This is a genomic window from Paracoccus sp. S4493 (assembly GCF_000967735.1).
Taxonomy (GTDB): Bacteria; Pseudomonadota; Alphaproteobacteria; order Rhodobacterales; family Rhodobacteraceae; genus Paracoccus; species Paracoccus marcusii.
The window spans coordinates 148,231-158,518 of sequence record NZ_JXYF01000010.1; the positions used below are offsets into that span (position 1 = coordinate 148,231).

Below are 10,288 nucleotides of genomic sequence, written 5' to 3' on the forward strand. Positions count from 1 at the left end.
GTGCCACAGCCGCACCGTGATCCCGCCCGGAACGGCCGTTCGCGCGCCGCGCAGCCTGCCGGAACGCAGGCCCTGCCCCAGCCGATGCGCACGGACCGCAGCGGTCGGGACGCGCATCGGGCAGGACGGCGTCCTTATTCCGCGGCGTCCGGCACCCCGCGCGCCAGAAGCGCGGTCAGGATCGTGCGCAGCGTGTCGGGGCGGAACGGCTTTTCGATCAGCGGCGCATGGTCGAACCCCTGCGGCAGGTTCTCGCGGCCATAGCCCGACACGAAGCAGAACGGCACCGACAGGCTGTCGAAAAGGGCCGCGACCTCGTCCACCGGCTCTCCCTTCAGGTTGCCGTCCAGCAGGGCCAGGTCGATGGGCCCGTTCCGGGCGGCGGCCATCGCCTCGGGGACGCTGCGGGCGACGCCGGTGACGGTGGCCCCGGCATCCTCCAGTTCATAGCGCAGGTCCAGCGCGACCAGCGGCTCGTCCTCGACCAGCAGGACGCGCGCGCCCTCCAGCGTCGATGCGCGGATGACGGGTTGGCCGACCAGCGCCTCGGCGGCGGCGGCCTGGCCCGCCAGCCGGGTCACGCCGTCGGTCAGACGGATGGTCCAGACGACCCCGTCGGGGTTCCAGTCGGCGCTGACCGCGGCCGCATCGCCGCCCCCGGCCGCCCCGATCAGCGTCATGCCGAAGCCCATGCGCGACGGCGCGGTGACCGCCGGGCCGCCCGTCTCGCGCCAAATCAGGACTAGGCGCTGCCCCTCAAGGCGCCAAGCGATGTGCACGATCCCGCCCGGAACCGACAACGCTCCGTATTTCGCCGCATTCGTGCCCAATTCGTGCAGCGTCAGCGCAAGGCGCAGCATGGTGTCGGGGGCCAGTTCCACCGGCGGGCCGTCGCGGCGCAGCCGGTCGCCGTCCAGCGTGCCCGAACTGATCTGGTCGTCGATCAGCTGATCCAGCGGTGCGCTGGCCCAGGTCGCATCCGACAGGATCGAATGGGCGCGGGCCAGCGCCTGCAGGCGCCCGCCAAAGCTGGTCTCGAATTCAGGCAGGCTGCCGGATTGGCGCAGGCTTTGGCGGGCGATGGCCTGGACGTTTGCCAGGGTGTTCTTGATGCGGTGGTTCAGCTCTCCGATCAGCAGCGCGCGGACCTCCTCGGACTGCTTTCGTTCGGTGATGTCCTGGACCTGCAGCGACAGCGACTGGCGGTTCAGACCCTCGGACAGGACCGATCCATAGACCTCGCAGCAGATCGGCCCGATATCGGCGTGATCCAGGCTGATCTCGGCCGAGAAGCGCGGCACGCCGTCCTGCTGGCTGTCCAGCCAGCCGGTCAGCAGCGCGGCCCCCTGTTCGTCCAGCCAGCCCGCCGCGGTGGCGGTCATGCCCAGCATGTCGCCCGCGGGCCGCCCGAACATGCGTTCGGCCCCCTTGGACCAGCTGCGCACGCACAGGTTCCGGTCCAGCGTGACGAAGGCCAGCGGCGAATTGTCGGCATGGGCCTTCAGCTGCGCCATCGCGCGGTCGCGGTGCAGCGCGATGTCCTGCATCTCGTCGCGCTGGCGCTGCAGGTCCTTGGCCTGGCGGCCGATGCGGAAGAACACCTCGGCCTTGGATTTCAGCACCACCGGGTCGATGGGCTTGAAGATATAGTCGACCGCCCCCGCCTCGTACCCGCGGAACCGGCGGGCCTCGTCCATCTCGGCGGCGGTGACAAAGATGATGGGCACGCCGCGGGTGCGTTCGGTGGACCGCATCAGTTCCGCCAGCTCATAGCCGTCGGTGCCGGGCATCTGCACGTCCAGGAAGGCCAGCGCGTAATCGTGCTGCAGCATCAGTTCCAGCGCCTCGGTCGCGGACCGCGCGGTGTCGACCACCAGCCCGTCGCGCCGCAGCAGCGCCTCCAGGGCCATGATGTTTTCCGCGATGTCGTCGACGATCAGGAAACGGATGGGTCTATCGGGCATGAACAGTCTCCTGGTCGGCATTCCGGCGCCAGATCCGGTCCGGTTCGGCAAAGGCCGCGAAGGACGCGGCATGGGTGGAAAAGCGCAACGTCTCGTGAGAGCCGAGGCCAAGGAAGCCGCCCCGCGCCAGCGCCTCGGCGAACAGGCCCACGGCGCGGTCCTGCAGCGTCCCGTCGAAATAGATCAGCACGTTCCGGCACGACACCAGCTGGACCTCGGAAAAGACCTGGTCGGTGGCCAGGTTGTGCTCGGTGAACACCGTGCGCGACCGCAGGCCCCGGTCAAAGGCCGCGCGCCCATAGGCGGCGGTATAGTAATCCGACAGCGACCCCAGCCCCCCCGCCCGCTGATAGTTCTGCGAGAAGACCGGCAGGCGATCGATGTCATAGATGCCGGCCTCGGCCCGGGCCAGGGCGCGGCGGTTGATTTCGGTCGCATAGAACATCGTGCGGTCGAACAGCCCCTCCTCGCGGAACAGGATTGCCAGCGAATACAGCTCCTCGCCATCGGCACAGCCCGCCACCCAGACCTTGAGCGAGGGGAATGTCCGCAGATGCGGGATCACCTCGCGGCGCAGCGCCAGGTAATAGGCCGGATCGCGAAACAGCTCGCTGACCTGCACGGTCATCGCGTCGATGATGTCGGGCAGAACCGCGGGATCGTGCAGCAGGCGGCCCTGCACCTCGGACAGGGTCGCGCATCCAAGCCTTTCGCGCGCCAGTTCGGCGCGACGGGCCAGCGATGCGCGCGAATAGGACCTGAAGTCGTAATGGTGGCGCCGGTTCAGCGCCTCCAGGAACAGGTCCAGCTCGATCGCGTCGGCCGCGCGCAGGGGGACGGGATCGACGCTCATCGCGGCATCCAGACCCGAGTCAGCGACAGTAGCTTGTCGACATCCAGGGGCTTGGGCAGATAATCGTTCGCCCCCGCCGCCAGGCACTGGTTCTGATCCTCGGCCATCGCCTTGGCGGTCAGCATGATGATGGGCAAGCCCTTCCAGCGGTCGATCTTGCGAATCTCGCGCGTGGCGGTCAGGCCGTCCATCTCGGGCATCATCACGTCCATCAGCACCAGGTCGATCTTGGGCGCGGCACCGTCGTTGATGCGGCCCAGGGCCTCCAGCGCCTCGCGGCCGTTCCGGGCAATCTGCACGGTCGCGCCATGCGGCTCGAACACGCCGGTCAGGGCATAGACGTTGCGGATGTCGTCCTCGACCACCAGGATGCGGCGCCCCTCCAGCTGCGCATCGCGGTTCAGCGACGCGGCCAGCATGTCGCGCTGTTTCTGGGGCAGGTCGGAGACGACCTGATGCAGGAACAGCGTGACCTCGTTGATCAGGCGTTCAGGCGACTTGGCGCCCTTGATGATGATCGATTTCGAATAGCGGCGCAGGCGCTGCTCCTCGGCCTCGGACAGGGCGCGCGCAGTATAGACGATGACCGGCGGAAAGGACGCCGTTCCGTCCCCGTCCAGCTGCTCCAGCACCTCAAACCCCGATGCATCCGGCAGCGTCATGTCCAGGACGATACAGTCGACCGTCTGGCTGCGGCAGATCTGCAGTGCCTCGGCGGCGGTACCGGCGCCCACCGTCTCGACCCCGTCGCTGGTCAGCAGCGCTTTGAGCCCCAGCATCTGCGCGGGATCGTCCTCGACGATCAGCACGCGGCGCAGGCGCTGTTCCAGGCGGGTCTCCAGGTTGCGGATCGCCGTGGCCAAATCGTCGCGCCGCACCGGTTTCATCATATAGCTGATGGCGCCCTGGGCCAGCGCCTCCTTGGTGTAATCGTCGGCCGAGACCATGTGCACCGGGATATGGCGCGTGGTCGTGTCGCGCTTCAGCCGGTCCAGCGCGGACAGGCCCGAATGGTCGGGCAGGCCCACATCCATCACGATCGCCTGCGGCAGGAAATGGCGCGCCGCACGCACCGCGTCATCCGCCCTGCCCACGCAGACGCAGCGGAAGCCCAGCTCCTGCGCCAGACCGTACAGGATGCGGGCGAATGCCGGATCGTCCTCGACCACCAGCATCACCCGGTCGCCGGCACCGATGTCCGCGCGGTCGTCCTCGACCCCCGGCAGGGCGTCCAGCATCATCGGCGCGGGTTCGGGCATCGTGGGCGCGGGCAAGGACCGCCGCGCAGGTGCCGGCGATTGCAGCGCCGGGGCCGCGGGCAGGATCAGCGTGAAGGTGCTGCCCTTGCCGGGCGCGCTGGTCAGCGTGATGCGCCCGCCCAGCAGATCGGCCAATTCGCGGCAGATCGACAGGCCCAGCCCCGTTCCGCCAAAGCGGCGGGAGATCGTGCCGTCCGCTTGCCGGAACGCCTCGAACACGGTCTCCTGTTGGCTCGCGTCGATGCCGATGCCGCTGTCCTGCACCGACAGCGCGATCCCCTGCGCCGCCGGGGAAATATGCAGCACCACCTGCCCCCGTTCGGTGAATTTCAGCGCGTTCGAGATGAAGTTCCGCAGCACCTGTTCCAGACGCTGCCGGTCGGAGGAGAACGCCGCGACCTTGGGATCGACCTGCGCCGACAGGGTCAGCCCCTTGTCGCGGGCCTGCGCCTCGAAGGCGCGCACCAGCTTGTCGGCCAGCGCCTGCGGCTCGACCGTGTCGCGCGACACGTCCATCTTGCCGGATTCGATCTTGGACAGGTCCAGGATGTCGTTGATCAGCGCCAGCAGATCCTTGCCCGATGCCTCGATCGTTTCGGCCCAGCGGACCTGCTCCTCGGACAGGTTGCGGCCGCGGTTGTCCGACAGCAGCCGCGACATGATCAGCAACGCGTTCAGCGGCGTGCGCAGCTCGTGCGACATGTTGGCGACGAATTCGGACTTGTAGCGGCTCTCCTGCGCCAGCTCCTGCGCCTGATCCTCCAGCATCCGGCGCGACCGGGCCAGCGCATCGCGCTGTTCCTCCAGTTCCTGGGTCTGGCTTTCAAGCTGGGCGTTCTGTTCTTCCAGCTCTGATTGCTGAGCCTCCAACCGGCGCTGGCTGTCCTGCAGGGCGCGGGTCTGCTCCTCCAGCTCCTCGTTGGACGCCGCAAGCTCCTCGGTATGGGCGCGCAGCTCCTCGGCCTGACGGCGGGTCTCCTCCAGCAACTCCTGCAGCTGCTGGCGGTACTGGGCGGACCGCAGCCCAATGCCCAGCTTGTCTCCGATACGCTCGAACAGGTCGATCACGCGAGGCGGCGGGGCGGCATCCAGCCCGAACTCCAGCACGCCGTTGATCAGCTGCCCGTCCCGCATCGGCACGATCAGCGCATGCGCCGTGCGCCCCCGCGCCAGTCCCGTCGCCCAGCCCAGCGCCTGGTCCGGCGCCAGGGACATCTGCAGGATGCGACCTTCGGTGACGGCGCGGCCCAGATGGCCTTCGTCATCCGCCACGCGTTCCGCCAGGGCGTCACCGTCGGTGCCCCATTGCGCCAGCCGCAGGTGGCCATGTCCATTACGGGCATAGGCGACGGCGGCCCGCGCGCCGATCCGGTCGGCCAGCACCTGCAGGACCTGGCGGGCCAGCTTTTCCGCGGTCAGGTCGCCTTGCACGGCACGGGACACCGCGACCTGGGTGCCGGTGATCCAGTCGGTGTCCAGCAGCTTGCCGCGGGTGACGATCAGCCTTCGCCCCAGAAATCCCAGGCACAGATACACGATCCCGGCCAAGCCGCGGTTCACGGCCGCCACGGTCGGATCGATGCCGGTGTTGTCCTTCTGGAACGCCAGCGCCATCGCCACGCAGACCAGCACGGCCGTGGCGACCGGCAGAGCGGGCCAACGCGCGAAGACCGCAAGGCTCAACGGCAGGATATAGATCAGCCAGACCGCCGTCCCCAACGGCACCATCAGATCGAGGGTAAACACGCCGGCAAGGGCCGCTGCGATGACGACCAGAATCGTCAGGTCTTGGGTCTTGGTCACGATCTCTCCTGGTCGGCGGCATTTTCGACGTCACCGTCGAACGCCGCGACAGGACCTTTCGTTCAACCGCCTGTGATCAATATTTGATAATCCGGTGCGACCCGACGGTCCCCGTCATTCGCGCCGCATGGCCATATCCAAACCGGACGGTCCTGTCGAGGGCTCAGCGCGCCCGCGGCGGCCACATCCGTGCCCAGACCCCGTCGCGCCGGATCAGCGCATGGTGCAGCGCCGCGCCGACATGCAGGGCCAACACCGCCATCAGCGCCCAGGCCGCCAGTTCGTGCAGGCTGCTGGCGGCGTCGGCCAGGGGCTTTGACCGGGGGACCAGCGTCGGCATTCCAAGCGCATCCAGCCCCTCGATCGGAAAGCCGCCCGCGCGCACGCGGACGTAACCCGACAGCGGCATCACGATCATCAGCCCGTACAGCGCCAGATGAGACAACCCCGCCACCCGCTGCTGCCAGTCTGACATGGTCGCGGGCAGCGGCGCGGGCGGATGCGTCAGCCGCCAGACCAGCCGCAGCGCGATGATGACGATCAGCAGGCTGCCCACGTTCTTGTGAAACAGGTACAGCGCGTCGCCCAGGCCGCGGTCCAGCCCGTCCTGCACCATCAGCAGACCCACGGGGATCATCGCCAGGATCAGCGCCGCGACCAGCCAGTGCAGCATCCGCGCCGTAGTGCCATAGCCTGCGGGTCGATGATCCATGGCGCAGCCCTCCTGTCGCGACAGGATAGCCCGGTATCGTGCTGAGGCAAGCCTGTTCAGAAGTCAGCTTGACGCGTCATGCCCCTGTCATATGTTCACCCGATGCAGATTTCCCGCCCTGACCTTGCCGATCCCACCGTCAGACCGGCCCCCGCCGCAGGCCGCCGCCTGCCCGAGGGGTTGATCCTGGCCATTCCCGCGGGGCTGGCCCTGAACCTGGGCATCGGCGTGATGGTCCTGGGCCAGGGCACGGGTGCCCTGGTCGCGGGCGTCGTCTATCTGGCGGGGGCCGCGCTGGTCTGCGTTGCGATGCGCAGGCATTATCCGCATGCCAGGCTGGGGTCGTGCAACGCGGTGACGCTGATGCGGATGGCGCTGACGACGGCGTTGATCGCGCCCCTGGTCGGCGGGGTCGCGGCGGGCTGGGCAGTGGCGGCGATCGCGACCATATCACTGACGCTGGACGGGGTGGATGGCTGGCTGGCGCGGCGCAGCGGGCTGTGTTCCGATTTCGGCGCCCGCTTCGATATGGAGGTCGACGCCGCGCTGGCCCTGATCCTGGCGCTGCACGCCCTGGCCGGCAGCCCCGTCGGACCAGAGATCCTGGCCCTTGGCGTCATACGCTATCTATTCATCGGGGCGGGGCTGGTCTGGCCGTGGATCATGGCGCCGCTGCCGGTCAGCTATGCCCGCAAGGCCGTCTGCGTGCTGCAGCTTGCGACGCTGATCGCGCTTCAGGTGCCGGTCCTGTCGGACGATCTGGCGATCACCCTGGCGCGGATCGCGGCAGCGGCGCTGATCTGGTCCTTTGGCCGCGACGTGCTGTGGTTGCGGGGCCATCGGTGACCCCCCGGCCCTTGTCGGTCCTTGCCGCCATCCTGCTGCTGCACGTCCTGCTGGCGCTGCCCGCGCATCCCGATCAGCTAGCCTGGGCCGCGCTGGCACGCCCGGCGCCGGAACTGGCGGTGCTGATCCTGCTGGCGCTGGCCGCGGGCCGGACGGTCGCGGGGCGGCTGCTGCGCGTGGCGGCGACCCTGGCCCTGACGCTGGTCACCGTGCTGAAGGTCGCGGACCTGGCAATGCTGGAAAGCCTGGGCCGCAGGTTCAACCCGGTTGCGGACCTGCCCCTGATCGATGCATCCGTCCGGCTGATCGCCGGCAGCCTGGGCCCCTGGCAGGCGGCGGGTGCGGTTCTGGCCGCGCTTCTGGCCACGTTGCTTATCGTTGCGGGCACATGGTGGGCGATGGGCGTGCTGATGCGCCAGGGCCCGCGCGCCGCTTGGATGCGGATCGCCGGACTGGCGGCCTCTGTCGCGGGGATCGCGCTGCTGGCGTTAACGCCGCCCCCCACGGCCGCCTACGCCATCGACCGCGCGCAGCTGTCGGCACGCACCGTGACAGAGCTGCGCCAGTTCAACGAACAGGCGCGCCAGGACACGCTGGCCGGGCTGCAGGATCCGCTGGCGCTGATCGACCGCGACGTTCTGGTGATCTTTCTGGAAAGCTATGGCCGCACCAGCTTTGACACGCCCTTCTTTGCCGACACGCACCTGCCCCGGCTGCGCCATGGACAACAGGTGCTGCAGGATCGCGGATTGGCCATGGCATCGGGGTTCCTGACGTCGCCGACGCATGGCGGACAAAGCTGGCTGGCGCATGCGACGCTGGCCAACGGGCTGTGGGTCAATGACCAGACGCGCTATCAGGCGGCCATCGCCAGCGGGCGCCGCACGCTGTTCCACCACGCCGCCGATGCCGGGTTCCGCACTGCGGCCGTGATGCCCGCCATCGTTCGTCCCTGGCCCGAGGCGTCGACGATGGGCTTCCAGCGGATCCTGGCCGCGCCCGACCTGGGCTATCGCGGGCAGCCGTTCAACTGGGTCACCATGCCTGATCAGTTCACGCTGGCCGCCACCGACCGCCTGTTGCGCGACGGCAGCGACCCGCGCCGCCTGTTCGCCCAGATCGCCCTGATCTCGTCCCACGCGCCCTGGACCCCGGTCCCCGAAATGCTGCCCTGGGAGGATCTGGGCGACGGCACCGAATTCGACGCAATGGCGCAAGCGGGCGATCCGCCGAACGTCGTCTGGCGCGACCGCGACCGGGTGCGGGCCCAGTATCGGGACACGATCGACTATACGCTGCAGGCGGTGCTGGACTATGCCGCGCGGCAAGAAGAGGACGCGCCCCTGATAATCCTGGTCGGCGATCACCAGGCCGCCACCACCATCGGCCTGGACGACCGCCGAGAGGTTCCGATCCACGTCATCGGCCCGCCCGATCTGGTCGCGCGGACCGACGGTTGGGGCCTGACGCGGGGGCTGGTCCCGGAACCGGGCAGCCCGGCGATGCCGATGGAAGCACTTCGTGACCGCTTCATGCGCAACTTTTCCGGGTCCCTGGACGTGCCTCCTGCATGAACGTGACACGCAGTCTTCAAATCCTGGTCGCCTTGGCGGTGATGGCACTTCTGTGGTTCGGCCTGGACGGCCGGCAGGCGCTGCACCTGCTTGTTCGTGCCGATCCGCTGGGGCTGACGGCCGCCGCGCTGGCCCTGACGGCACAGACGGTGCTGTCGGCAATGCGCTGGCGGCTGACGGCGCGGCAGCTTGGCCAGACCATCCCCCTGACCCGGGCCATCGGAGAATATTACCTGGCGCAGGTCGTCAACCAGTCGCTGCCCGGCGGTGTAGTGGGCGATGCCGGCCGCGCGGTCCGTGCGCGTCATCAGGCTGGCCTGCGCCGCGCCGGTGCCGCCGTCGCGATCGAGCGCCTGGCGGGCCAGGTCGCGCTGTTCCTGGTGCTGGCGGCGGGCGCGCTGACCGTGACGCTGATGCCGGGCGGGCTGACACTGCCGTCCTGGGTCATGGGCCTGATCGGCGCGTTGCTGAGCGTCGCGCTGATCGCGATGCTGGCCATCGGCGGTGCTGGACAGCTGCCTGGGCGCGCAGGCACCGCCGCACGCGATCTGCGGGGCGCGTTGCGCGTCACGCTGCTGGCGCCGGGCGCCCTGCCGCGTCAGGTGGCGCTGAACCTGGCGATCACCGGGGCCAACCTTGCGGCCTTTGCCTTCTGCGCCGCGGCCACCGGCACGATGATGTCCCCGCTCGAGACCGCCGTTCTTGTGCCGCTGATCCTGCTGACCATGATCCTGCCGCTGACCGTCAGCGGGTGGGGTCTGCGCGAGGGTGCGGCCGCCGGGCTGTTCCCCCTGATCGGCGCCACCGCGCAGGCGGGGCTTGCCGCCAGTCTGGCCTTCGGCCTGATGTTTCTGGCCAGCACCCTGCCGGGGCTGCTGGTCCTGCTGGCGCAGCGCCGCGTCAACCGTCCCGCCCCCGCAGCCATACAGGCAGACCCGTGACCGACCCAAAGACCCTGACCTTTGCCCTGCCGGGCGACATCACCACCCTGACCGGCGGCTACATCTACGACCACCGGATGGTGCGGGGGCTGCGCGACCAGGGCCGGCATGTCGATGTCCTGGCCCTGCCCGACAGCTTTCCAACCCCGTCCGACAGCGACATGCGCCAGGCGCTGGACGCGCTGCAGGCGCTGCCCGCGGATCGGCCGGTGATCATCGACGGGCTGGCCTTTGGCGCGCTGGACCCGCAGGGGGTGGCCGCGATCCGCGCGCCCATCGTGGCGATGATCCATCATCCCCTGGCCCAGGAAAGCGCCCTGCCCGCCGATCTGGCCG

7 protein-coding genes and 1 pseudogene are annotated in these 10,288 nt (G+C 69.1%); 4 read left to right on the forward strand and 4 right to left on the reverse strand.

All coding sequences use genetic code 11. From position 1 onward, the window contains the following. Positions 1-134: 134 nt before the first annotated feature. From TW83_RS03240 to TW83_RS03255, 4 genes are all read right to left on the reverse strand, one after another. Entirely contained in the window at positions 135-1,964 is a 1,830-nt protein-coding gene (locus TW83_RS03240; protein ID WP_045981319.1) for a response regulator, read from the reverse strand. Next, on the reverse strand, positions 1,954-2,817 hold the full coding sequence (locus tag TW83_RS03245; protein ID WP_045981320.1) for a CheR family methyltransferase: 864 nt from the start codon (positions 2,815-2,817) through the stop codon (positions 1,954-1,956). The genes TW83_RS03240 and TW83_RS03245 overlap by 11 nt, the downstream gene beginning before the upstream one ends. Then, positions 2,814-5,879 (reverse strand): response regulator, encoded by a 3,066-nt coding sequence (locus TW83_RS03250; protein ID WP_239441272.1) that lies wholly within the window; start codon positions 5,877-5,879, stop codon positions 2,814-2,816. The genes TW83_RS03245 and TW83_RS03250 overlap by 4 nt, the downstream gene beginning before the upstream one ends. Before the next feature lie 163 nt (positions 5,880-6,042). Then, positions 6,043-6,591 (reverse strand): cytochrome b, encoded by a 549-nt coding sequence (locus TW83_RS03255; protein WP_045981322.1) that lies wholly within the window; start codon positions 6,589-6,591, stop codon positions 6,043-6,045. A gap of 102 nt (positions 6,592-6,693) precedes the next feature. On the opposite strand from TW83_RS03255, the gene TW83_RS03260 reads away from it, so the two are divergent. The 4 genes and pseudogenes from TW83_RS03260 to TW83_RS03275 all read left to right on the forward strand — a co-directional run. Next, complete coding sequence (locus TW83_RS03260; RefSeq protein ID WP_239441273.1) at positions 6,694-7,437, forward strand: CDP-alcohol phosphatidyltransferase family protein; 744 nt, start codon at positions 6,694-6,696, stop codon at positions 7,435-7,437. Next, a complete protein-coding gene (locus TW83_RS03265; protein WP_045981323.1) occupies positions 7,434-9,011 on the forward strand; it encodes a sulfatase in 1,578 nt (525 codons plus the stop codon). Before TW83_RS03260 ends, TW83_RS03265 begins: the two co-directional genes overlap by 4 nt. Beyond that, positions 9,008-9,952, forward strand: a complete 945-nt coding sequence (locus tag TW83_RS03270) for a lysylphosphatidylglycerol synthase transmembrane domain-containing protein (protein ID WP_045981324.1) — start codon at positions 9,008-9,010, stop codon at positions 9,950-9,952. The genes TW83_RS03265 and TW83_RS03270 overlap by 4 nt, the downstream gene beginning before the upstream one ends. Beyond that, positions 9,949-10,288: pseudogene (locus TW83_RS03275) on the forward strand (glycosyltransferase family 1 protein); the annotation flags it as partial. The gene TW83_RS03270 and the pseudogene TW83_RS03275, both read left to right, overlap by 4 nt.

Bases quoted from the DNA above. Each gene is read 5' to 3' on its own strand.
- TW83_RS03245 (WP_045981320.1), bottom strand. From the start codon at position 2,817: ATGAGCGTCGATCCCGTCCCCCTGCGCGCGGCCGACGCGATCGAGCTG.
- TW83_RS03270 (WP_045981324.1), top strand. From the start codon at position 9,008: ATGAACGTGACACGCAGTCTTCAAATCCTGGTCGCCTTGGCGGTGATG.
- TW83_RS03255 (WP_045981322.1), bottom strand. From the start codon at position 6,591: ATGGATCATCGACCCGCAGGCTATGGCACTACGGCGCGGATGCTGCAC.
- TW83_RS03240 (WP_045981319.1), bottom strand. From the start codon at position 1,964: ATGCCCGATAGACCCATCCGTTTCCTGATCGTCGACGACATCGCGGAA.
- TW83_RS03260 (WP_239441273.1), top strand. From the start codon at position 6,694: ATGCAGATTTCCCGCCCTGACCTTGCCGATCCCACCGTCAGACCGGCC.